The organism is Bradyrhizobium liaoningense (genome assembly GCF_018130785.1).
In the GTDB taxonomy this organism is placed as follows: domain Bacteria; phylum Pseudomonadota; class Alphaproteobacteria; order Rhizobiales; family Xanthobacteraceae; genus Bradyrhizobium; species Bradyrhizobium liaoningense_A.
This window is the reverse complement of sequence record NZ_JAFCJT010000010.1, coordinates 48,744-71,349: the sequence shown is the minus strand read 5'-3', so window position 1 is coordinate 71,349 and position 22,606 is coordinate 48,744. Positions and strand designations below refer to the sequence as shown.

Genomic DNA, 22,606 nt, shown 5'->3' with positions numbered 1-22,606 from the left:
CACCCGAAATCGGGAGGACCTTAGCGTGCGCCACAGCTACACCACGACCACATGCTCCATCTCGCATCTCACGGCGGTCACGAGCTGATAGGCTGCGCTCGCGGACAACAACGTGCCGGCATCACCGGCCCAGCCTGAGGAGCGTCCAGTGCCGAAACCACAAACCAATGTGCGGTGGATGGCCGCCGCGATCATATCGGTCAGCCTCGTCACGTTCATCCCCGCGCGCGCGGCGTCGGTCGCGCCGGTCGCCGCGCAAAACGGCATGGTGGTGTCCGCGCAGCATCTGGCGACGCAGGTGGGTGTCGATGTGCTGAAGCGCGGCGGCAATGCCGTCGATGCCGCTGTGGCCGTCGGTTATGCCTTGGCCGTCGTCTATCCGGCCGCCGGCAATCTCGGTGGTGGCGGCTTCATGACGATCCAGCTCGCCGACGGCCGCAAGACCTTCCTCGATTTCCGCGAGACCGCGCCCAAGGCGGCGACGGCCAATATGTATCTCGACAAGGACGGCAACGTCATCAAGGGCATCTCGACCAAGGGGCATCTGGCTGTGGGTGTGCCAGGCTCCGTCTCGGGCATGGAATATGCGCGCGAAAAATACGGCACCATGAAGCGCGCTGACCTGCTCGCGCCCGCGATCCAGCTCGCCGAACAGGGATTTGTGCTCGACCAGGGCGACATCGACCTGCTGCGCACGGCAACCGACGATTTCAAGGACGATCCGGCATCGAGCGCCATCTTCCTCAACAACGGCCAGCCGTTCGGCGTGGGCGATCGACTGCTGCAATCCGAACTGGCGAAAACCCTGCGCGAGATCAGCAGCAAGGGCACCGACGGCTTCTATAAGGGCTGGGTCGGCAGCGCCATCGTGGCATCGAGCCAGGCCGGCAAGGGCCTGCTGACGCAGGACGACCTCGACGGCTACAAGACGCGCGAGCTCGCACCTGTCGAATGCGACTATCGCGGCTATCACGTGATTTCCGCGCCGCCGCCGAGCTCGGGCGGCGTCGTCATCTGCGAGATCCTGAATATCCTGGAGGGCTATCCTCTGAAGGAGCTGGGCTACCATTCCGCGCAGGCCGTGCACGTGCAGATCGAGGCCATGCGGCATGCTTACGTGGACCGCAACAGCTATCTCGGCGATCCGGATTTCGTGAAGAATCCGCTCGACCGCCTCCTCGACAAGAATTACGCCACCAAGGTTCGCGCCGTGATCGATCCGAACAAGGCCGGGATCTCCAAGGACATCAAGCCGGGCGTCGCGCCGCACGAGGGCAGCAACACCACGCACTATTCAATCGCGGACAAGGACGGCAACGCGGTATCGGTGACGTACACGCTGAACGATTGGTTCGGCGCCAAGGTAACGGCGGCCAAGACCGGCGTGCTGCTGAACGACGAAATGGACGACTTCACGGCCAAGGTCGGGGTGCCGAACCTGTATGGCCTGGTGCAGGGTGAGGCGAATGCCATCGTTCCCGGCAAGCGTCCATTGTCCTCGATGAGCCCGACCATCGTCACCAAGGACGGCAAGACGGTCATGGTCGTCGGCACGCCCGGCGGCAGCCGCATCATCACGGCGGTCCTGCAGACCATGATCAATGCGATCGACTACGGCATGAACGCGCAGGAGGCCGTCGACATGCCGCGCATCCACCAGCAATGGCTGCCTGATATGACCAACGTCGAGAACTATGCGCTGTCACCGGACACGCAGAAGATCCTGGAAGGGATGGGGCACAAATTCGGGCCGCCGCAGCCGGCGAACCATTTGGCGGTCATCATCGTCGGCGCGCCGTCGCTTGACGGCAAGCAAGTCGGCAACAATCGTTACTACGGTGCGAACGATCCGCGCCGCAACAGTGGGCTGGCGGCGGGGTATTGATCGTCTACGCCACCCTTGCAACTGTCATACCCCGCGACCCGGCTACGCCAAGGCTTCGCCGGGGTTGAGGTCAAGGGGCGCCGAAGGCTTCAGCGTAGGCGGCAAGCGGGGTGTCCAGTGCGCTGCGGCTCCTCCGCATCTCATTGCTGTTTCTGGAATACTGGATTGCCCGCCTTCACGGGCAATGACGGCAGTAGAAATGGTCGAGGGCCGCCCTTCTACCACTTCTCCTTCGAGGTCCGCACATCGAGCTCGAAGGACCAGGCGCGTTCGGGCTGGCGGTAGAGGAAGGCGAAGGCATCGACGATGCCCTCGATGTCGATCAGGCTGTCCTCGCGGCCGGCAGCGTCCGGGAACCGCGACAATATCTTGTCGCCGGCGATCGCGCCGTCGACCACGACATGGCCGACATGGATGCCGTCGCTCGAATATTCCTTGGCCATCGCCTGGGCCAGGGTGCGCAGGCCGGCCTTGGACGAGTTGAAGGCGCCGTAGCCGGAGCGTCCGCGCAGCGAGGCACTGGCGCCGGTGAACAGCAGCGTGCCGGTCTTCTTCGGCACCATGCGGCGCACCGCCTCGCGGCCGAACAGGAAGCCGCCGAAGCAGACCACGCGCCAGGCGTTCTCGAAATAGTCGGCGTCCATCTCGATGATCTTGCCGGGCGTGTTGTTGCCGGCGTTATAGATGGCGAGGTCGAGGTCGTCGCCTGCGGCGTCGAACAGGGCGACGACGTCGCGCTCGCTGGTCGCGTCCGCAACAACGGGCACGGCCGCGCCGCCCGACTTTTCGATATCGCCGACGACCGCCTGCAAAGCAGACAGCGTCCGGCCCGCGACGATCACCTTGAGCCCATCGGCCGCCAGGCGCTTGCAGAGCCGGGCACCAAGCCCGCGGTCCGGGCCGACGCCGATCACGATTGCCGTCTTCATTTGCAGATCTCCTGAGGATCGATTGATGATTCAGGCCGCCGTGGCGGGTTCGGGGCAATTGGTCAGCCGCGCGGGGTTGCCGACGGCGGTGCAGCCACCAGGCACGTCGCCGGTCACGACCGTGCCGGCACCGATCTTGGCAAACTCGCCGATGCTGATGTCGCCCAAAATGGACGCGCCCGCGCCGATGTAGACGCCGCGCCCGACGCGAGGGGAACGCGTCGGCAATTCACTGCCGCGGCCGATGCTGACATTCTGGAGGATGGTGACCTCGTCGCCGATCACCACATTCGCACCGATCACGATGCCGGTGGCGTGGTCGAGATAGACGGATAACCCGATGCTGGCGGAGGGATGAATGCTGACCTGCAAGACGTTCGAGGCCTCGTTCTGAAACAGCAGCGCCGCGTCGCGATGGTCATGACGCCAGAGCCAGTTCGAGACGCGCCAGGCTTGCAGCGCGACGTAGCCCTTGAAGTGCAGCAGCGGCGGCAGCAGGTCGGCGGTGGCGGGATCGTGGATCGCGATGGCCTGGAGGTCGCGGGCGGCCGCTGCGATCAGGTCCGCCTCCTCGCGAAAGGCGTCGCTCGAAAAGGCCGTGAAGCGCGCGCGCTCGGCTGCGCTTCCACCAAGCCTGCGCCCGATCAGATCGGCGAGCGCGGCGGCAAGATCGTCATGGGCGAGGATGGCGTCGGCAACGGCCTTGCCGAAGACGGGATCCGCAGCCGCCGCACGCTCCGCTTCGCCGCGGATCGCCTGCCAGAGGCTGTCGCTCGCCATGATCGCAGCTTTTGCCACCGCCGCCTCCGCTCTGCCTGCGTTTGCACCGGCAAATATAGGCGATCTGCGTGGGGGCGCCAGTCAGGCCGGCCGGATGGCCCTGCCCTCGCGTCGCCGGCCAGGCCCGCCCTGCTTGCGCAGGCTGAGTGCATAGCACCAGCCGCCCGCTGCGACGAGGACGGGAAGAGCATAGAGCGCGAAATCGCGGAGCAGGATCATGGGGCGAGACTCCCCTTCGCAAACGAGACCGCACGGCCGAGTGCGAGCGCGGCGAACCAATAGAGATATAGAGATAAAGGCTGAGAAAGAACCGCCAGGATTCGCCGAGCTGCCACTGCGGATAGAGCTGGACCTCCGTCGGCCATCCGTTGAGGAACGCGATCGCCACCGGCACGGTGGTTCCGAACCGGTCGAACAGCGCCGTCGCGCGCTCGAGAAGTGCGATGCGCCGGCCGATCTCTTTGCATTCGGCGTTGGTTATGGTCGTACCCGTTGGCGCCGCGGGAGGCGCCGTCAGGGCTTGGTCGGGCCCGGCGCGGATCGGGTTCTACCGATCCTGCACATGTACGTGATCAACGCCGCAGAACGCACACCCACCGGCGCAGAGACGAAAATGACAGTCGGGATCGGACGCGCAACTGCCATAGACCAGCTGATGTAGCCCAACACCGCCAAGGCGGTCACGGCAAGCAGCAGGCGGGTGTAGAGGTCCATGATGCGCGTCGTCCAGCAGCGCGGCGGATTGAGGTGGCACGCGCAAGTCTTGGTGTCGGTTCGCCGACAGTTGGTTCTGGTCCCCAAAAACCAAACCGCCCGCCTGCGGGTTGCGCAGGCGGGCGGCTCGGGGCCATCAGGACTTTGGGGGCATGCGCCTGAAGGCTTTGAGAGGCAGACGCCGGATCAGCCTATTTAGATCAGCCCTGCGGCTGGTCGGTCGGCGGCGGGGTCGGGCGCGTCTTGTGCTGCGCCATGAACTGATCGAACTCTTCCTTGTCCTTGGCGTGACGCAGACGGTCGAGGAAGTTCTTGAACTCGACCTGCTCTTCCTCGAGCCGTTGAAGCGTCTCGGTGCGGTACTCGTCGAAGGCGCGGTTGCCGCTCGAGGGCGGACCGAAGCCGAAGCCAAAGCCACGGCGCTCCATGCGGCCGCGCATGCGGTCCATCTTGTACTGCATCCGCTCCATCTTGTTCTGCCAGCGATCCTGGTTGCTCCAGCACGACATTCTTCTGCTCCCGAGTGTGAAAAAGAGAAGGGCAAGTCCGATCGGCCACCAGATGATGAAGCCGAGGATGGTCACGGCGATCCAGCCGGGATGCCAGGGCGTGTCGAGCATGCGGGGATGCTCGTATTGTTGGTGTTGGTCCGAAGGGCCGCGCCATCGATTGACATCAGCGGTGTAGGCCATTTCCATCTCCATCACGGCACCAGCGCCGTTGTGAATGTAAATAACATTTACATAGCTAGACCATCCCGCGATTTTGTCAAGCCGGCCGCCTGACAGGGTGGGCGAATTATTTGCGCAATTTTATTTCGGCTTGCCCCAGGGGCCGCCGGGCGGAAGGCCAGAACCGGAGGATGCCTCCGGTGGCACCGGGGGCGGCTCGGCGCCCTTGGCCTGGGCGCGGCGGTCGGTCGGGAAGCCGAGACCGCGCAGATAGATCAGCACCTCGGCTTCGAGCAGCTCGTCCGGCGACATCGGCAGTTTTCGCCGCGCGGCATCGCCGCGGGAGAACAGCGAGGCTACGCCGTGGGCCATCGACCAGATGTGCAGCGCCATCATCATGGCCGGTGGTCGCGGCGTACCGGGCGGTGCGAGCGCGGCAAGCCGTTCTGCAGCGGCGCGAATGATGTTGAAGGCGCGTTCACTGGCGGCCTGCAGCGCCGGATTTGAATCGACCGGCACGCCTGATTCGAACATCGCGTTGTAGAAGGCAGGCTCCTCGCGGGCAAAGGCGAGATAGGCCTTCCCGACGCGCTCGAACGCCGTGACCGTATCCGGGCGCCCATCGTCCCAGGCTGCCGTCAGGCGCTGCTCGAACTGCTCGAAGCCGCGCTGCGCGATCGAGGACAGCAACTCGTCGCGGTCGCGGAAATGCCGGTAAGGCGCCGCCGCGCTGACGCCGGCCATACGCGCGGCATCGGCGAAGGTGAAGCCGGCCGCGCCCTTCTCGGCAATCAGCCCGAGGGCGGCCTGCAACAGGGCTTCCTTCAGGTTGCCGTGGTGATAGCCGCGCTCGGCGCGGCGTTGCTCCTTGCGCCAGCTCATGTGAACGAGGTTTACATGAGCTGGGCGCGAAGGTCACTAGCTGCGATGGGGCGTGATTAACCCCGTATTCTCACGGTCGCCCGCGTCCTAGCGGCCGGGAATGGGCAACACCGGCATCACCTCGACGGCCTCGCCCGGGAAGATCGCAAAGTGCGGGTGGTTCTTGAACAGTTCCGCGGCGGCCTCCTGCGAGGCGGCCCGCACGACCGTGAAGCCGGTCAAGGCATTGCTGACCTCGGTGACACCGCCGGCGTCGATCCTCCGGGTCTTGCCGAGCGGTCCGCCCAACTCGACGATGACGGCCTTGTGCTTCTCGACCCAGCCGTGCCAGGCGGCCAAGCCCTCCTGCTCTTTCGCCTTCCGCTCGGCCTCCGGCAGCGCCTGCCATGCCGCCATCTTCGCGCCGCTCACGCTGCCGAGATAGACGGCGAGGAATGTCTGTTCAGTGCTCATTGGGTTCTCCTCAGGTTGTTGGATGAGAAAAGTTCGATGCATTGGCCGCGCGTGAGGCCCTGCTACTTCTTCAGATCCTCGAAGCCGGCGGCGGCTGCCTGCACCTCCGGCGGAAAGTCGGCCATCTCCTGCACCTGCCGGATCTCGATGACCTCATTGGCGGAGGCCGGGCACTTCTTCGCCCAGGCGATCGCCTCCTCGCGCGAGGCAACCTCGATCATCCAGTAGCCGCCCAGAACTTCCTTGGCTTCGGCGAAGGGGCCGTCGGTCACGATGGGCTCGCCGGTCGCGAACGAGACGCGCGCGCCCATCGACGGCGGATGCAGACCGTCGAGCGTGATCAGCACGCCGGCATCCCTGAGCGCCTCGTTGTAACGCATCATCGCGGCGACGCGTTCGGGATCGAGTTGCACGTCCGGCGGCGCGGTCTCGTAGCCGAGCGGGATCATCAGCATCATGAAGCGCATGAGCATTCCTTGCTTGCTTTGTCATTTCGGGTTTGCGCCGCAAGGCGCCCCCCGGAAGGACGGGAGCGGCGGCCCGCGCCGCCCGCCCTCACCTCCAAGACGAACGAACTTTTACGGAACCGACAGGGTGATGAAAATTATTCCGGAGGTTATTGCGCTGGCCGCTAGCGCGGCTGTGGCAGGAAGCGCCCATCCTTCCGGGCCGCACCGAAATAGACTTCGATGCGGCGGACCTTGCCACCGGCAAAGGTGAAGAACTCCGTGTTACGAAAGCTCCTGCCGTCTGTCGCCAGACAGAGATAGGTGACGAACGCCTCGTCGCCCTGGACGAAAATCCGCTCGATGTCGTGTCGCGCGATCCAGCCGGTGTCGCTCCAGCAGCGCTCGAAATAGGCCGCCTTGTCGATGTCGTCGTCGAACGGACTGGTGAAGCGGAAATCGTCAGCCAATGCGTCGGCGACCCCTCGCCGATCGTTGGCGAGATAGGCGGCGAAGAGGTTTCGAATCAGGTGCTCGCGATCGTCAGGCATCGATCGGTCTTTCGCAGAGAAATCCTCTTGAAGACGATGCACGCATCTTTGCGCCGACATTGCTTGCCGAAATTCAACACAGACGATGCGAAAAATATCGCGATGTGCGTCCGTACAAATACGGCCTGCCTATGAACCCCGCCGTGCATATGAATCCGGAATGCCTGCGAGTTGAGCAGCATGGCCGGTGCACGCGGAACTACGGAGACGGCGCAGCTTCCTGCAAGGGTTTACAGTTGGTCAACGCGTGCATGCAACTTTCTCGACAAGGCCAATTGCAGCTCGGCCGATGCATAGTTGAACCATTACGGGGAACTTAAGTGTTCAATTTCACCGGCAAGGCCAAGATCCAGCACGCGCTCGCGGAAGTCGAAGCCCTCGATCGCTCGCAGGCCGTCATCGAATTCGATCTCGATGGCACTATCCTCGATGCCAACGAGAACCTTCTGAAAATGAGCGGCTATAAGCTGGCCGAGATCAAGGGCAAGCACCACAGCATCTTCGTCAGTCCGGCTGAGCGCGAGAGCGCCCGCTATCGCGACTTCTGGGCCAGCCTGAATCGCGGCGAATTCCAGACCACGCAATACAAGCGCTTCGGCAAGAACGGCAAGGAAGTCTGGGTTCATGCCTCGTACGCGCCGCTGCTGGACAAGAACGGCAAGGTGGTCAGCTTCATCAAGTTCGCCACCGACATCACGGCGTACAAGATCAAGACCATGGAAGACTCCGGCAAGATCGCCGCAATCAACCGCGCGCAGGCCGTGATCGAGTTCAACATGGACGGCACAATCGTCAGCGCCAACGAGAACTTCCTGGGCGCGATGGGCTATTCGCTCGACGAGATCAAGGGCAAGCACCACAGCATGTTCGTGACGCCCGAGGATCGCGTGAGCACGGCCTATGCCGCGTTCTGGGTCAAGCTGAACCGCGGCGAGTTCGAGGCGGCCGAGTACAAGCGGCTCGGCAAGGGCGGCAAGGAGATCTGGATTCTCGCGACCTACAACCCGATCCTCGACGAGACCGGCAAGCCGTTCAAGGTGGTGAAATTCGCAACCGACGTCACCGCGCAGAAGATGAAGGCTGCCGACAACAACGGCCAGCTCGCCGCGATCCAGAAGTCGCAGGCCGTGATCGAGTTCAACATGGACGGCACGATCCGTACCGCCAACGAGAATTTTCTCAAGGCGATGGGTTACTCGCTGACCGAGATCAAGGGCCAGCACCACAGCATGTTTGTGGAACCGAACGAGAAAAACTCCGCGGCCTACCGCCAGTTCTGGGAAACGCTCAACCGCGGCGAATACCAGGCCGCCGAATACAAGCGGATCGCCAAGGGCGGCCGCGAAATCTGGATCCAAGCGTCCTACAACCCGATTTTTGATCTCAACGGCAAGCCCTACAAGGTGGTGAAATACGCCACCGACATCACCGCGCAGGCGATCGGCCGCAAGAAGGCCGAAAATGCGCGCGGGCTGATCGAGGCCGTCGCCGCCGGCAGCGAGCAGATGAGCGCCTCGATCCGCGAGATCTCCGAGACCATGGCAAAATCGCGCGAGACCTCCAAGGTCGCGACCACGAGGGTCGAGTCCGCGGACGGCCAGGCTCAGAAGTTGACTGCGGCGGCGCAGGCCATGACCGGCATCGTCGAGATGATTTCGGGCATCACCAGTCAGATCAATTTGCTTGCACTCAACGCCACGATCGAATCGGCGCGTGCGGGCGAAGCCGGCCGCGGCTTTGCCGTGGTCGCCTCCGAGGTGAAGAACCTCGCCGGCCAGGCCAAGCAGGCCACCGACACGATTACCTCCGAAATCGACGCGCTGAACACCATCTCGGGCGACGTTGCGAACTCGCTCACCGCGATCAAGGCCGCGATTGCCGGCGTCAACGAGTTCATCGCCTCCACCGCGGCCGCGGTCGAGGAGCAGAGCATCGTGACCTCCGACATGTCGTCGAACATGCAGCGCGCATCGGCGGAGCTGGCGTAAGCTCTCGCTTTATCACTATCCCCGTCGCCCCTTGAGGGCCGCTGAAGAAGCGGCCACCCTGGGGTGACGGAGAGAGAGAGAGAGAGAGAGACGCCCTTACCCTACCGCTCCCAGCGTCGCGTCGCTTCACTCGCCCCTTCCGGCAGCATCTCGAAGACCGGCGAGGCCAACACCGCATGGACATGCAGCATGGTCACTCCCGAATTGCGAAAACCGTGCTTGCGGCCGGCGGGAACCAGCAGCGCCTGGCCGGCCGTCACCGTGATACGCCGGGCTTCGACCCACATCTCCGCCTCGCCCGCCCGCACGGTGAGCACCTCCTCGACCGTGTGGCTGTGCGTCGGCGCGCCGGCGCAGGGATCGACCCATTGCTCGAAGATGCAGAGCGCGGTCGCGCCGTTGCGCGCGGATGTGACCATGCGGGTCTTCACACCTGGCCGCCATTCCTCGAGCGGGATCGTGCTGGGATCGATGAGCATGGGCTGGAGCCCTTCTTGCCGGGACGAAAGCGAAGTAAAAGGAGCCGGCGCTGGTGCGCGCCCCTTTCGAACACAGGACAGATTAGCAAATGCCGCAGGCCCCACAAAACGTCGCCCTCGTCACCGGAGCCGCGCGAGGCATCGGGCTGGCGACGGCCAAGAAATTCCTGGCCGAAGGGTGGCGCGTCGCGCTGCTCGATATCGAGGGGGAGCTGCAGGCAGGCGCGGCGGCGGCGCTGAAGAATCCCGATAACACGCTGGCAATCACCTGCGACGTGTCCGACGCAGCCGCCGTGGGAGCTGCAATGGCGGCGGTCATGAGCCGCTTCGGTCGGCTCGATGCGCTCGTCAACAACGCCGGCGTCGCCGTGTTCGCGCCAGTGCTGGAGACCAGCGACGCCGACTGGAACAGGATCATGGCGGTCAATCTCACCGGCCCGTTCCTGTGCACCAAGGCGGCCGCGCCGCTGATGCGCGAGCAAGGCGGCGGCGCCATCGTCAACGTCACCTCGATCTCGGCGGTGCGCGCCTCGACGCTGCGTTCGGCCTATGGCACCAGCAAGGCGGGCCTTGCGCACCTGACCAAGCAGCTCGCGGTCGAGCTCGCCTCGCTCAACATCCGCGTCAACGCGGTCGCGCCGGGGCCGGTCGACACCGCGATGGCGAAGCAGGTCCACACCCGGGAGATCCGCGCCGACTATCACGACGCCATTCCGCTCAACCGCTACGGCCTGGAGGAGGAACTCGCGGACGCGATCTATTTCCTGTGCTCGGAACGATCGAGCTACATCACCGGCCAAATTTTGGCCGTCGATGGCGGCTTCGATGCGGCTGGCATCGGCCTGCCGACGCTGCGCGGCGAACGGCGGAACGGGTAGGCACAGGATTTGTAGCGTGGGCAAAAGGCGCGAAGCGCCGTGCCCACCACTCTCTCCTGAGTTGCGGTGCCATTGGTGGGCTCGCTACGCCTTGCCCACCCTACGGCGCCGAATTTGCGGAGAGTAAGATGCGACACGCCACCCTCCTCAAAACCATCTTGCTCGCATCCGCGCTGCTCGCCGGCACACCCGCCATGGCCGAAATCCGCATCATCCAGTCGCCGGGCGGACAGGTCGGGCCGTTCCTCGACCTGTTCGAGAGTGTACGCGAAAGCGGCGAGCGCGTGGTGATCGACGGTCCGTGCCTGTCCGCCTGCACGCTGGTGCTGAGCATCGTGCCGGGCGAGCGCATCTGCGTCACCAAACGCGCGGTACTCGGCTTCCACGCGGCGCGTTCGGTCGACCGGCGCGGGCGTTTTTATGCCGAGCCGGAAGCGTCCGACGCGGTGCTCCAGGCCTATCCCGGCCCGGTGCGCGACTGGATCAGCCGTCACGGCGGCCTCTCGTCCAGATTGCTTTTGCTGAAGGGCCGCGATCTTGCGGCGATTTATCCACGCTGCCGCTGAGCAACAGGCGGCCACGTGTGACTGGGGTGCATCCGCCGCTGTCCGGCTATTAGGCAGTTTTGCAAAATTCCGACGATCCGGACACGAAACCCGCTCAACCGCTTCGCAATGCCTGCCCAATTTACGCGGTTTCCGGCCTTTCCCGACCGTCTATGATGGTTCCGCCCAGATTGGGGCCGCTCGGGTCGCGATGGCCGCAGGGGCCGTCACAATCTCAGCAGTGGTCACAGACTAGGATGGTTCCGCTTTTTCAGGATTACTCATTTTCAAACGGGTCGCAGGCCGTGCAGCCCCTCGATTTTCACTACCGCCTGTCGGATCAGGGACGCATTGTCCTTGGCCAGTTGAGCTCCGAGGAAACCGTCGAATTCGAATTGCTGTCGCGGCGCGATCGCGAGGGCCTGATGGACCTGTCATCCGCGCTGCGGCTGCTCGAGTTCTATGTGAAATATATCGGCTCGCGTGCGGAGGCTGCGCTCGCGCCGTCGGAACCCGTATGGCAGGCGAGCGAACCACTACAGCGGCAGAGACCGCCGCGCGCGCGAATGGCACGGCCGCGCAACTACATACTTTCGATGATCGTGATCGCAAGCGTCAGCTTCACGCTCATCGCGTTGCTCGTGGGCTAGCGGACGAGCGCGACGAAGCAATTGCGCCGGTCACGCATCTCGTCGGCCTAGTAGAGCCTCTGGATGGTCTGCGCCAATTCCAAGGTCGCGCAGATGAGCATGCCCCAAAGTGCAAAATTGATTTGTAGCGCCGCTGCCATCGGTCGCTCCCCTTCCAAGTTACGCCCACCCCAGTTTGTAGAATTTATGAAGAAATTATTAGCGATTCTGTCGCGGAGTTCACAGCCTAATATTTCGCCAGTTGTTGTGCGATGCGATCAGCATCATTTCACGAAGCGGCCTCACTGCTCTCGCAATGTGATGCGACAACACGATTCCATATTGGGCCAAGGCGGCCACGTCGTTTCCCTTAGGTTCCATTCAACCGGCGCGATGCAAGGCTCTGCATACGGAGTTTGCGTGTCGCCTACCGCACCAAGGGTCCGGCATGCTTCGTCACGGCTTCGTCTTGCTCACTTTTTGCATAGCGCTCCTCGGATGCGCGGTGGCGCCGGCGCAGGAGCGCCGACCGATCGCATGGGACGGCCTCGGCCGGGATCCGAACCAGGCCCCTAATCGTCCCTCCGTCGCAAAGCGGCGCGCAGCGAATCCGACTCCTGCGCAGGACAACCCCAATCAGGAGCGGGAAAGAGTGCTCGGCACCTTGCGCCCGTACTCGCAGGCGTGGTGGGCGATCCATGACGAAATCGAAGCGGAGAACGACAAGCAGCTCGGCACGAAACTCGTGATCTGCCCTCGCTGCGTTGAACCGTCCCCGCCAAGCGATGACGTGACCGGATCGATCCGGTGAGCGAGCATCCAGCCGACCGGCTGTGTGACATGACGACATCATAAGTGCCCCTCTCCCGCGACAGCGGGAGAGGGATCACGGCCTGGCGCATCAGGCGGTCGCGGCTGTCACATTCCCTCGGCCGGGCAGTTCACCATCCAGGGAATCCCGAACTTGTCGACGCACATGCCAAAACCCTTGGCCCAGAACGTCTTGCTGTAGGGCATGGTGACGGTGCCGCCGTCGGCGAGCGCGTTGAACTTGCGCTCACCGTCCGCGGGGTCCTTGACCGTGAACGAGATCGAGAAGCCCTGCGGCTTGCTAAAGTGCTCGGGCGGCACGTCGGAGGCCATCAGCACACTGCCGTCGGGCAGCGACATCCGCGCATGCATGATCATCTTCTCGCGGCCCGGCGCAGCAGGCATGTCCGGCGGCGCGTCCGATGAGCGCATCATGGCGTCGATCTTGCCGCCCAGAACCTTGGCGTAGAAGTTGAACGCGGCTTCGCAGGTGTCCTGATAGAACAGATAGGCATTGAGCATCGTTTCTCTCCTCTTCTTCGCTTCTTGAGGGCGTTACTTCTCGGTGAGCGTCTTCAGGCTGGCGAGGCCGGCCTCAAAGTCCTTGCCGATCATGTTGTCCATGTTGATGAACACCTGCATCACCTTGGACATGAACGGGGCCGGACCGTACATCGCCCATGTGACCAGTGTGGCATCGCCTTGCGGCACAAAGGTGAACTCGGCGGTGTTGTGGCCTTCGAACGGCCGCTCGAAGTCGAGCTTGATGCGCAGCTTTGACGACGCGTTCGCCTCGAGGATCTCCATATGGCCGGCGCCGACATTATTATTGCCGTCCCAGGCATAGGTCGCGCCCTTGCCCTGCGCCGTTCCGCCGTAGGTGCGCTTCATGGCGGGATCGCGGTTCTCATAGGGCGACCAGCTGGTCCAGAAGTGGAAATCGGCGACCTGGGGATAGATCGCGGCGGCCGGCGCCTTCATGGCGAGCGAGCGCTCGACGCGGAACGTGTCGGGTTTCGTCAATGCGAAGACGAGGATGCCCGCGATCCCGACCGCGAGCACGATGGCGATGATGGCAATGGCTTTCAGCATGAATGGCTCCCTGGATATGGGATTAAGACGAAGGAGAACGGCGAGAGCCGACAATTCCGGAGGAGATTTTTTGGCTTGCTGCCTCCCGACGTCATCGCCGGGCTTGTCCCGGCCATCCACGCGTTGGACGCAAGAAAGAACGTGGATGCCCGGGACAAGCCCGGCCATGACGATGTGGCTATAGGAGTGCCCTACTTCACCTTCGCGCCCTGCCGGGCGCCATTGGCCCCCTTCGGCTGGCTGTCCCGGATCAGGCGATCGATGTGCATGCGGATATGGGCGGCTTCGGCAGAGGTGTTGGCGAGTGCGATGGCGCGGTCGAAGGCGATGCGGGCTTCGTCGTTGCGGCCGAGCTGCATCAGGAAGGCGCCGCGCACGCCGTAGAAATGGAAATAGTTGGCGAGTTTCGGCGCCAGCGGCTCGATCAGCTCGAGCGCCGCTTGCGGTCCGCGCACCTTGGAAACCGCGACCGCGCGGTTGAGCGTCACCACCGGCGAAGGCTGCATCAGTTCGAGCGCGCCGTAGAGCAGGTCGATCTGCGTCCAGTCGGTTTCCTCGGGCGTCGACGCGCGCGCATGCAGCGCGGCGATCGCGGCCTGGATCTGATAGGGGCCGCTGCGGCGGTGGCGCATCGCCTTGTCGATCAGCGCCAAGCCTTCCGCGATCATGGTGCCGTTCCACAGCGTGCGATCCTGGTCGTCGAGCAGGATCAGCGAGCCGTCCGCAGCAAAGCGCGCAGCGCTGCGGGCGTGCTGCAACAAGATGAGGGCCGTGAGCCCCATGATCTCCGGCTCACTCTGGAACAGCCGCAGCAGCAACCGCGCCAGCCGGATCGCTTCCTCGCACAGCAGCTTTCGGATCTCCGCGGTGTCGCCGCTCGCCGAATAGCCTTCGTTGAAGATCAGGTAGATCATTGCGGCAACGCCGGCGAGCCGCTCGGAGCGTTCGACCGCACCGGGCGATTCGAACGGCGTCCCCGCTTCCGCGACCTTCGCCTTGGCGCGCGTGATGCGCTGCTCCATCGCGGCTTCTGAAATCAGGAAGGCGCGCGCGATTTGCTTCACCGTGAGACCGGAGACGATGCGCAAGGCCAACGCGATCTGCTGGGTCGCCGGCAGTTGGGGATGGCAGCAAATGAACATCAGCCGCAAAATGTCGTCGCGGTAGTGCGAGCCGTCGAGCCGCTCGGCGAGCGCGCCCTCGGCGTCGTCGAGATCGGAGATGGCTTGGTCATCCTCCGGCAGCGGCTGCTGCTTGCGGGCGCGGCGGACCTCGTCGATGGCGACGTTGCGGCCGACCATGATCAGCCAGGCCGCGGGATCGCGCGGTGGCCCGTTCTGCGGCCAGGTTTTCAGCGCGCGCAGGCAGGCGTTCTGAAAGGCCTCCTCGGCGGTGTCGAGATCGCGGAAATAGCGCAGCAGCGCGCCAACTGCCTGGGGTCGCGCCGAGGTCAGCGCGGTCTCGATCCAGGCGGTATCGGTGTCGCTCACGCCGAAATTCCTCCGGGCCTGAATACGCCCACAGGGCGCACCTCATAAGCGCCGCCGGGATTGGCCGCGCCGAGGTCGCGCGCAACGTCGAGCGCTTCGTCGAGGTTCTTGCAGTCGACGATGTAGAAGCCGAGCAATTGCTCCTTGGTCTCCGCATAGGGGCCGTCGAGCACCAGCGGCGGGTCTTCCTTGCGCAGCGTCGCCGCCGCGGTGGTCGGCAGCAGCCGCGCCACCGGGCCGAGCCGGCCCTGGCTCGTGAGCTTCTCCTGCACCACGGCGAGCTTCTTCATCACGGCCTCGTCCTGGTCCTTGCTCCAGGAGCCGACGAAGTCCTCGTCGTGATAGCAAAGGATCGCATAAAGCATGGGCAGCACCTTCCGTGAACGCTTGTTTTGAAGACGATCCACTATGCATCGCCCCGACAGGGCTGCGGAAAAAATTTGCGAGAAAAATCCGTCGGATCGTGCCAAGGAGGGCCTTCAAGAGCGGAACCTGACGAGGCACTTCGAATGAGCATGGGCACACTGGCCGTCCTGATCAACAGCACGCAGCAGAACTGGTTGCCGGAGCGCTGGAAGGCCCGGTTCGACGCGGTCTGCGGCGGCCGCCGCGTGGTGCTGTTGCCCGACGCCGCGCTCGATCCGGCCGAGGTACACTATGCCGCGGTATGGAAGCCGGTGCCGGGCGACCTCGGCTCTTTTCCGAACCTGCGTGCGATCTTCAATCTGGGTGCGGGCGTCGACGCGCTGATGGCGGACAAGAGCCTGCCTGATGTGCCGCTGGTCCGCGTCGCCGTGCCTGATCTCAGCAATCGCATGACCGAATATGTCGTGCTGCACGTGCTGATGCACCACCGCCAGGAGCTGTACTTGCGGGACTCGCAGCGCGCAAAACGCTGGGAGCCGCAATATCAGTGGCCGGCGAGCGCGGTCACGGTCGGCGTCATGGGATTGGGCACGCTGGGTGCCGATGCCGCCGACGTGCTGCGGCGGCTCGACTTCCGCGTCGCCGGCTGGAGCCGCAGCCCGCGCACGATCGAGGGCATCGAATGCTTCCATGGCACGGACGGAATCGATGCGTTCCTGCGCAAGACCGACATCCTGGTCTGTCTGTTGCCGCTGACGCCCGATACGCATGGCATCCTCAACCGCGACGTCTTCGCGAAGCTCAACCGCAACAGCCCGCTCGGCGCGCCCGTGCTGATCAATGCCGGCCGCGGCGGCCTCCAGAATGAATCCGATATCCTGGCCAGCCTCGACGACGGCACGCTGGGCGCCGTTTCGCTCGACGTGTTCGTGCAGGAGCCACAGCCTGCGAACAGCCGGTTCTGGACCCACCCCAAGGTGCTGCTGACCCCGCACAACGCGGCCGACACCGACGCGGATGCAATCTCGGCCTATGTCGCCGAGCAGATCGCGCGGTTCGAGACGGGCGGGACGCTTGAGAACGTGGTGGATCGGTCGCGGGGATATTAGCGTTTCGGCTCCCTGAAGGAGGCGCGAACGCGCCTCCTCGCTGTCGTCCCCGCACACGCGGGGACCCATACCGCGTGATTTATCGTTGCGGATGGTCGCAGCACCGAACGACCAGCCGTCGCCAAACTTCTCCCTGTGATTATGGGTGCCCGCGAATGCGGGGACGACAGCTAGGGTTTGGCCCCCACCATCACGTCAATCGCGCCCTTCACGATCGCCTCCAGCTCTTTGCGCGACACGCGGGCGCGGGAGCGGATAGCGATTGAATGCACGGTTGCGGAGGCGAGCTGCGCCAGCGCGGCGGGGTCGGCGCTCGCGGGCAGCTCGCCCTTCTCCCTGGCGCGGCGGAAGCAATTCGCAAAAGCCTTGTCGAGCTCGGTCAGTCCATCCAGCACCATGGCACGGATCTCGGGATCACCGACCGCTTCGGACGCAGCGGTCACCACCGTGAAACAGCCGCGCGGACCGGTCTCGCCGGAGAGATAGATGTTCAGCGCGGAGGCGAAGATGCGCTCGAGCCGCTGGCGCACCGGCATCTCCTGGCGAAAGATCTCCACCATCGATGCGCGGGCTTCCTCGCGGTAGCGCTGGTAGCTCTTGATGTAGAGCTCGCGCTTGTCGCCGAAGGCGCCGTAGAGGCTCGGCCGGTTCATGCCGGTCGCCTCGCTGAGATCGTCCAGCGACGTCGCCGCAAAACCCTGCCGGCGGAACAGGTCGAGCGCCTTGCCGAGCGCGATTTCGGGCTCGTAGGCGCGCGGGCGACCGCGGCGCTTGGGCGGAGTGGCAGCAGCTGGCGGCTTCGATTTTTGTACCATTTCGCAAATTAATCCTTGACCGCACCCATTCTATGCAAGACAGTACAAAAATCAATCTGGCCAGGTTGAGCGACACGCCAAGAGTCACACCGAGGAATTGCCCAAGGAGGCCCAAGATGGATCTTTATTTCTCGCCGCTCGCCTGTTCGATGGCGACTCGCGTCGCGCTGTATGAAGCCGGCGCCGAAGCGAATTATCTCGAAGTCGATCCGCCGACCAAGAAGGTGCTCAACGACGGCACCGATTTCCGCACCGTCAACCCGATCGGCCTGGTGCCGACGCTGCGCACCGACGAGGGCGTGGTGCTGACCGAGAACGCGGCGATCCTGCAATATGTCGCCGACCGGTTCCCGCAATCCGGCCTCGGTGCGACCCAGGGCATCGATCGCACCCGGCTGCATCAATGGCTCTGCTTCATCGGCACCGAGCTGCATAAGGGCCTCTTCATCCCCGTGCTCGACCGCAGGGCGCCGCAGGAAACCAAGGCATATGCGCTGGAGAAGAACCTGTCGCGGCTCGACTATCTCGACAATTACCTGAAGGGACGCGAGTTCCTGCTCGACCATTTCAGCGTGGCCGACGCCTATCTCGTCACGGTCATCAACTGGACCATGGCGACGCCGCCGATCGAGCTGGCGAAATGGCCGAACGTGAAGGCCTATCATGACCGCCTGCGCCAGCGTCCGTCGGTCGCGAAGGCAATCGCGGAGGAGTTCGAGCTGTACAAGGCCGAGCAGGCGCGGAGGAAGGCGGCAGCGTAGCGAACAATCGAGGCATTGTCGTCCCGGCTCCGGGCCGGGACGGCAGCATCATCTGCCCTGCGCAAAATGCGGTTGGCGGCGAAGGAAAGCGATGCTGATCTCAATGCTTCGCAAAGGCTCGGCAGAAACGTCCTGCTCGACGAACACATGCTGTACGCCGCTCTCAAACGCTGCGTCGAGTATCCCTGCGAAATCGATCGTGCCGCGCCCCAACTCGGTGGTTGATCCATCCGTCGCCATGTCCTTGAGATGAAGCAGGCGAAATCGCGATGGATGTGCCCTCAGAACACGCGCGGAGTCGAGATTGCCCCTGGCTGCCCAGTAGACATCGAGCTCGAACTTGACGAAGCGTTCGTCCGTGCGGCTGAGCAGAACGTCGTATGGCAGGATGCCGCCGGCGAGGTCTGCGAACTCGAAATCATGATTGTGATAGGCGAGCGTCACCCCCGCGCGCGCCGCCAGTTCACCGATCCTGTTCAACTCGTCGCAAATCCGCTTCCAGTCATCGATTGTCTGTCGCTCCGGCGGATCAAGCCATGGACAGACGACGAACCGGCTGCCAAGCGAATGGGCGAGGTCGAACGATGATCCGGTCTTGTCCCGCAGGTTGCCATATTCGAGATGCAACGACGGTGCGCTGAGACCGAGGCTGCGCAAAAGCTCGCCGGTGCGCCTCACGTCAGGGCCGAGAATGCCGGCGAACTCCACCTCGCTATAGCCGAAGCGAGCAACGTTGCGCAGGGTGCCCTCAAAGTCATTCTTTAGGAGGTCGCGGAGCGTATAGAGTTGGAGACCGATCTTGCGTTTCTCGCTCGCGGATACCGAAGCCGCTCCCATTGCCGTTCCGGCGGCCAGGCATTGAAGGACATTGCGCCTGCTGAGTGCCACGCCTCGATTGATCGAGCCCTTTGGACTGCCGTGGCCGAGACGCACGGCTATCTCGGCGCCTCGAGGACGATACCGTAACGGCGATATATCCGATCGATCGTGCCGTCGTTGCGCAGCCGTTCCAGCACTCCGTCGATCGCCTCGCGCAGCGCATCATCCGGGCGGACCATGCCGACGGCGACGTTCCAGTTGAGGTCGGCCACGCCCTCGTCGCGATCCAGGATCCGAAGTGCCTTGTCCGGATGCGTCAGATTGAAATAGCTCGCCGCGGTGGGCGTGACCGCAGCCGCATCGATCTCATGGTTCGACACGGCGTCGAGGCTGTCGCTCTCGAAGCCGAAGGTCGATGTGGGCACGTGCCGTTGACCGATGATCATGGCGGCGACAGAGCCGACCTGCACCCCCACCTTGGTACGCTCGCTGAGGCTCTTGAACGATGTGAGCGCGCTGGATGACGGCACCGCAAGCGCAACGCCCGTGCGATAATACGGTTTCGAGATCCTCAAGCGGGTTTCGCCTTGCGCTTCGCGGTTGGCGATGACGTCCAACAGAATGTCACAATCGGCGCTGCGCATCTGGTACTGCGTGATGATCCAGTCGAGCCGCAGCGAGACACCGAGCTCGCGTGCCAGCACCTGTCCCAACTCGACCTGAAAGCCGGGCGGATCGCCGGCCTTGCGCGCAAAAGGAAGCGAGTTGGGATGCGCGCATAGCCCGAGCGCGCCACTCGCGCGGATCGCGTCCAGGGTTCGCGCCTGCGCCGGTCCCGACAGCGCGATGGCGGCTCCGACGATGACCGGGACAATTGCCTTCATTCCACGTCCTCATCTGGATGGATCGGGTCTCGGCGGGTCAGCCCTCGCGCGGCTTCAAGGCGCGGATATATTTGACGATCTGGTCGATCTGCGCGTCACTGAAGCTCTCGCCGAATGCCGGCATCGCACCTTGCTTGCCGCTCTTGATACGATTGTGCAGAAATTCGTCGTCTCGTTGCGAATTCATCAGTTGCGGTCCCCTGCCGGCAGCCCGGCCGCCGTCGGAGTGGCAAAAGCCGCAGGTCCCCGCGAACAACTGCTCGACGTCGAACGACCCGTTGTCCGGCGCAGGCGTGGCAGATTGTGCTCGAGCCACCACAACGCACAGCAACGAAGCGCCCAGCACCGCCGGAAGTGACTTCAAATGCAGTTTCAACACGTCCGCTCCATTCCTGAATCACGCGCGGCCGCTGCAATCGACCGAGAAGCGGGCTTGCACCCGCTTCTCGGCAGATCGTTTGAGGCAGGCTATTTCAAGCTGAAGACGACGAGGGCGCCATCGTCACGCGGCATGCTCTTGTAGACGCCGCCGAAGTTCGGCGCATATTCGTCCGCCAGCATGCCGCCGAAGCCGGCTGTCACGGCGATATATTGCTTGCCGCCGACGGAGTAGCTGACGATACCGCCCTGGTGGCCAGTACCGTTGTTGTGCTTCCACAGCTCGGCCCCGGTTTCGGCATCGTAGGCGTGAAGGATGCCGCGGGAGTCGGGTACGAACACGAGATTACCCGCGGTCGACAAAACGCTCCCGAGCGGCGGCTCGGGAAAGCGAACCTCCCATTTCTTCGCGCCGGTGATCGGGTCGCGCGCGTCGAGATGTCCGTAGATCTCGCCGCTCGGAGGCGGCACCATCTTGAAGTCGGCGCCGATGTTGAGCTGGACCTGGGGCGTGGTGACCGGCGTCGTCTTCTGAATATCCAGCGTCATGCACCATTCCTGGCCGATCTTGTAGTAAAGGCCGGTCTTCGGGTTGTACGAGCCGGCATTCCAGCTGATGCCGCCGCCAATGAACGGACACAGCGGTACTTCCGTGACTTTCCCGACGGGGAAATCGCGACGGCCGATCAGCGCACCTGTCTTGGGATCGATATCCTTGACGAAGTTGATGTTCTCGACCAGCCGCCAGACGTTCTTCACGCCAAGATTACGGTCGTAGACGAAGACGAAGCCGCCCTTGTTCGGATGAACCACGTATTTCTGGCCGTCGCGCTCGAGCATCACGAACTCACCGACGGCGCTGTCGAAGTCCCAGGCGTCGTGCGGCAGTTCCTGATGGTAGGATTTCAGCTTTCCGGTATCGATATCGAGCGCAATGACCGAACTCGTATAGAGATTGTCGCCGGGACGCGCACCTTGCGTCTTGTAGTCGGCGCCCGACCAATCGTAGAGCGGCGCCGGGTTTGCGGTGCCCCACAGGATGGAGTTGGTCTCGGAGTCATAGGTGCCCGGCATCCAGCCGCCACCACCGCCCGTGCGCCATGAATCGTTGCCCCAGGTCTTCATGGCCTCGTCGGTGCCCGCGACGGTCAGGAACTCCCACTTCTTCTTGCCGGTGGTGGCATCGACGGCGAAGATCGGGCCGCGACCCGGCCATTCACCCCCCTGCGAGCCGATGATGACGCTCCCCTTCGCGTAAAGCGGCGCGCCGGTGAAGCCGACCGTGAGCTTCTGCGAGTCGATCAGCCTGGTTTCCCAGAGCACCTTTCCCGACTTCGCATCGAGCCCGAACAGACGACCATCCATCGTACCGACGAAGACCTTGCCTTCACCAAGGGCTACGCCGCGATTGTAGGGCGAGTGGGTCTGTCGGCTGATGAGCGCCTCGTCGAGCTCCGGAAAGAACGACCAGATGACCTCGCCGGTCGCGCCGTTCAGCGCAAAGACCCGGCTGTACGAACCCGAATAATAAAGCACGCCATCGGCCACGAGCGGCATTGACTGCAGGCCGCGCGTCGATCGTCCGGGAATATGCGTCCAGGCTACGCCCAGATTGCCGATGTTGTTGGCATTGATCTGCGCAAGCGGGCTGTAGTGATGGGATTTGTACGAACCGTGATAGGTGAGCCAATCATTCTGACCGGCGGTCTCGATCCGGGCCGTATCCACGGTTTGGGCCAACGCCGACGACACGATCAGCGTCGCGCCGGCAACAAGAGGTAGACCAGAATTACGCCAACGCTTCTTCATCCGTTCCTCCCGCTTTTGTGCTTGTTGAACTCGCGTCTCGCAGACGCGGCGAGGGATGTTTGCAGCTCGCTAAGTGTCGGTTCTTCTCCATCGCATATGAGCTGCCAACAGCTCTCGATCTCTCTCGGCGGACATCGCCAAAAGGAGCTACGTTTCCTGAACTGGTTGCTGTTGCACTCCTGCTCGCTCTCACAGAGTACGCCGGTTGAGCGAGGGCGCAAAGATGGAATGCGCGAGCGGCGCGAATTTGACGCGCAGCACGAATTTGAAACGTCAGCTGCGCTGACCGTTTCTTCCCAATCGGAAAATCTTCGGGCTGAAGCGGGTTATCCGTACGGCACGCGCGGCAGCACCTTGACGATACCGGGCAAGAGCGTCAGCAGCAGCACGATCATGATGACGAGATAGGGCAGCGTGACGCGCGCGATGGCGCCGAGCCCGTC

At 63.6% G+C, this 22,606-nt stretch carries 27 protein-coding genes; 9 read left to right on the top strand and 18 right to left on the bottom strand.

Going from position 1 to position 22,606, the window contains the following annotated elements; genetic code table 11:
• Positions 1–178 precede the first annotated feature (178 nt).
• Entirely contained in the window at positions 179–1,885 is a 1,707-nt protein-coding gene (gene ggt / locus JQ627_RS20955) for a gamma-glutamyltransferase (RefSeq protein ID WP_212486172.1), read from the top strand.
• Between the two features lie 218 nt (positions 1,886–2,103).
• On the opposite strand, the gene JQ627_RS20950 is transcribed toward ggt, so the two are convergent.
• From JQ627_RS20950 to JQ627_RS20915, 8 genes are all read right to left on the bottom strand, one after another.
• Positions 2,104–2,814, bottom strand: coding sequence for an SDR family NAD(P)-dependent oxidoreductase (locus JQ627_RS20950; RefSeq protein WP_212486051.1), 711 nt, complete (start codon positions 2,812–2,814; stop codon positions 2,104–2,106).
• 30 nt (positions 2,815–2,844) lie between these two features.
• On the bottom strand, positions 2,845–3,612 hold the full coding sequence (locus tag JQ627_RS20945; RefSeq protein ID WP_212486050.1) for a serine acetyltransferase: 768 nt from the start codon (positions 3,610–3,612) through the stop codon (positions 2,845–2,847).
• Positions 3,613–3,675: 63 nt separating this feature from the next.
• Positions 3,676–3,813, bottom strand: a complete 138-nt coding sequence (locus tag JQ627_RS20940; protein WP_212486049.1) for a hypothetical protein — start codon at positions 3,811–3,813, stop codon at positions 3,676–3,678.
• A gap of 695 nt (positions 3,814–4,508) precedes the next feature.
• Complete coding sequence (locus JQ627_RS20935; protein WP_212486048.1) at positions 4,509–5,000, bottom strand: DUF2852 domain-containing protein; 492 nt, start codon at positions 4,998–5,000, stop codon at positions 4,509–4,511.
• Between the two features lie 120 nt (positions 5,001–5,120).
• The gene (locus tag JQ627_RS20930) at positions 5,121–5,861 is read right to left on the bottom strand and encodes a TetR/AcrR family transcriptional regulator (RefSeq protein ID WP_212486047.1); all 741 of its coding nucleotides are present in this window, start codon (positions 5,859–5,861) and stop codon (positions 5,121–5,123) included.
• An 87-nt stretch (positions 5,862–5,948) separates the two neighbouring features.
• Positions 5,949–6,314 (bottom strand): YciI family protein, encoded by a 366-nt coding sequence (locus JQ627_RS20925; protein WP_212486046.1) that lies wholly within the window; start codon positions 6,312–6,314, stop codon positions 5,949–5,951.
• A gap of 62 nt (positions 6,315–6,376) precedes the next feature.
• Positions 6,377–6,781 carry a YciI family protein gene (locus JQ627_RS20920; RefSeq protein WP_212486045.1) on the bottom strand — a complete coding sequence of 135 codons (405 nt, stop codon included), beginning with the start codon at positions 6,779–6,781 and terminating at the stop codon, positions 6,377–6,379.
• 164 nt (positions 6,782–6,945) lie between these two features.
• Positions 6,946–7,311, bottom strand: a complete 366-nt coding sequence (locus JQ627_RS20915) for a nuclear transport factor 2 family protein (protein ID WP_212486044.1) — start codon at positions 7,309–7,311, stop codon at positions 6,946–6,948.
• 320 nt (positions 7,312–7,631) lie between these two features.
• Between JQ627_RS20915 and JQ627_RS20910 the strand changes: the two genes are divergently transcribed.
• The gene (locus tag JQ627_RS20910; protein WP_212486043.1) at positions 7,632–9,299 is read left to right on the top strand and encodes a PAS domain-containing methyl-accepting chemotaxis protein; all 1,668 of its coding nucleotides are present in this window, start codon (positions 7,632–7,634) and stop codon (positions 9,297–9,299) included.
• Between the two features lie 101 nt (positions 9,300–9,400).
• On the opposite strand, the gene JQ627_RS20905 is transcribed toward JQ627_RS20910, so the two are convergent.
• Positions 9,401–9,778 carry a cupin domain-containing protein gene (locus JQ627_RS20905; RefSeq protein WP_212486042.1) on the bottom strand — a complete coding sequence of 126 codons (378 nt, stop codon included), beginning with the start codon at positions 9,776–9,778 and terminating at the stop codon, positions 9,401–9,403.
• 89 nt (positions 9,779–9,867) lie between these two features.
• Between JQ627_RS20905 and JQ627_RS20900 the strand changes: the two genes are divergently transcribed.
• The 4 genes from JQ627_RS20900 (at position 9,868) to JQ627_RS20885 (ending at position 12,641) form a co-directional block, all read left to right on the top strand.
• Positions 9,868–10,656, top strand: coding sequence for an SDR family NAD(P)-dependent oxidoreductase (locus JQ627_RS20900; RefSeq protein WP_212486041.1), 789 nt, complete (start codon positions 9,868–9,870; stop codon positions 10,654–10,656).
• Between the two features lie 128 nt (positions 10,657–10,784).
• On the top strand, positions 10,785–11,222 hold the full coding sequence (locus tag JQ627_RS20895) for a hypothetical protein (protein WP_212486040.1): 438 nt from the start codon (positions 10,785–10,787) through the stop codon (positions 11,220–11,222).
• Between the two features lie 284 nt (positions 11,223–11,506).
• Positions 11,507–11,851: a hypothetical protein gene (locus tag JQ627_RS20890; RefSeq protein WP_212486039.1), complete on the top strand. Its 345-nt coding sequence runs from the start codon at positions 11,507–11,509 to the stop codon at positions 11,849–11,851.
• A 427-nt stretch (positions 11,852–12,278) separates the two neighbouring features.
• Positions 12,279–12,641 carry a hypothetical protein gene (locus tag JQ627_RS20885; RefSeq protein WP_212486038.1) on the top strand — a complete coding sequence of 121 codons (363 nt, stop codon included), beginning with the start codon at positions 12,279–12,281 and terminating at the stop codon, positions 12,639–12,641.
• A gap of 107 nt (positions 12,642–12,748) precedes the next feature.
• Here JQ627_RS20885 and JQ627_RS20880 read toward each other — a convergent pair whose 3' ends face one another.
• The 4 genes from JQ627_RS20880 to JQ627_RS20865 form a co-directional block, all read right to left on the bottom strand.
• Positions 12,749–13,162, bottom strand: coding sequence for a VOC family protein (locus JQ627_RS20880; protein WP_212486037.1), 414 nt, complete (start codon positions 13,160–13,162; stop codon positions 12,749–12,751).
• Positions 13,163–13,195: 33 nt separating this feature from the next.
• Positions 13,196–13,732, bottom strand: a complete 537-nt coding sequence (locus JQ627_RS20875) for an SRPBCC family protein (RefSeq protein ID WP_212486036.1) — start codon at positions 13,730–13,732, stop codon at positions 13,196–13,198.
• A gap of 191 nt (positions 13,733–13,923) precedes the next feature.
• Positions 13,924–15,222 (bottom strand): RNA polymerase sigma factor, encoded by a 1,299-nt coding sequence (locus JQ627_RS20870; protein ID WP_212486035.1) that lies wholly within the window; start codon positions 15,220–15,222, stop codon positions 13,924–13,926.
• Positions 15,219–15,587, bottom strand: a complete 369-nt coding sequence (locus tag JQ627_RS20865) for a YciI family protein (RefSeq protein WP_212486034.1) — start codon at positions 15,585–15,587, stop codon at positions 15,219–15,221. The genes JQ627_RS20870 and JQ627_RS20865 overlap by 4 nt, the downstream gene beginning before the upstream one ends.
• 144 nt (positions 15,588–15,731) lie before the next feature.
• Between JQ627_RS20865 and JQ627_RS20860 the strand changes: the two genes are divergently transcribed.
• The gene (locus JQ627_RS20860; protein ID WP_212486033.1) at positions 15,732–16,697 is read left to right on the top strand and encodes a glyoxylate/hydroxypyruvate reductase A; all 966 of its coding nucleotides are present in this window, start codon (positions 15,732–15,734) and stop codon (positions 16,695–16,697) included.
• Between the two features lie 170 nt (positions 16,698–16,867).
• Here JQ627_RS20860 and JQ627_RS20855 read toward each other — a convergent pair whose 3' ends face one another.
• Entirely contained in the window at positions 16,868–17,512 is a 645-nt protein-coding gene (locus JQ627_RS20855; RefSeq protein ID WP_212486032.1) for a TetR/AcrR family transcriptional regulator, read from the bottom strand.
• A gap of 116 nt (positions 17,513–17,628) precedes the next feature.
• Here JQ627_RS20855 and JQ627_RS20850 point away from each other — a divergent pair, with 116 nt between their 5' ends.
• Complete coding sequence (locus JQ627_RS20850; RefSeq protein ID WP_212486031.1) at positions 17,629–18,273, top strand: glutathione binding-like protein; 645 nt, start codon at positions 17,629–17,631, stop codon at positions 18,271–18,273.
• A 48-nt stretch (positions 18,274–18,321) separates the two neighbouring features.
• On the opposite strand, the gene JQ627_RS20845 is transcribed toward JQ627_RS20850, so the two are convergent.
• From JQ627_RS20845 to JQ627_RS20830, 4 genes are all read right to left on the bottom strand, one after another.
• Positions 18,322–19,206, bottom strand: a complete 885-nt coding sequence (locus JQ627_RS20845) for a sugar phosphate isomerase/epimerase (RefSeq protein ID WP_212486030.1) — start codon at positions 19,204–19,206, stop codon at positions 18,322–18,324.
• A 2-nt stretch (positions 19,207–19,208) separates the two neighbouring features.
• Positions 19,209–19,976 carry an ABC transporter substrate-binding protein gene (locus JQ627_RS20840; protein ID WP_212486029.1) on the bottom strand — a complete coding sequence of 256 codons (768 nt, stop codon included), beginning with the start codon at positions 19,974–19,976 and terminating at the stop codon, positions 19,209–19,211.
• Between the two features lie 37 nt (positions 19,977–20,013).
• Positions 20,014–20,322, bottom strand: a complete 309-nt coding sequence (locus JQ627_RS20835) for a cytochrome c (protein ID WP_312015796.1) — start codon at positions 20,320–20,322, stop codon at positions 20,014–20,016.
• Between the two features lie 122 nt (positions 20,323–20,444).
• Positions 20,445–22,163: a PQQ-binding-like beta-propeller repeat protein gene (locus JQ627_RS20830; protein WP_212486027.1), complete on the bottom strand. Its 1,719-nt coding sequence runs from the start codon at positions 22,161–22,163 to the stop codon at positions 20,445–20,447.
• A gap of 228 nt (positions 22,164–22,391) precedes the next feature.
• On the opposite strand from JQ627_RS20830, the gene JQ627_RS20825 reads away from it, so the two are divergent.
• Positions 22,392–22,571: a hypothetical protein gene (locus JQ627_RS20825; protein WP_212486026.1), complete on the top strand. Its 180-nt coding sequence runs from the start codon at positions 22,392–22,394 to the stop codon at positions 22,569–22,571.
• Positions 22,572–22,606 lie beyond the last annotated feature (35 nt).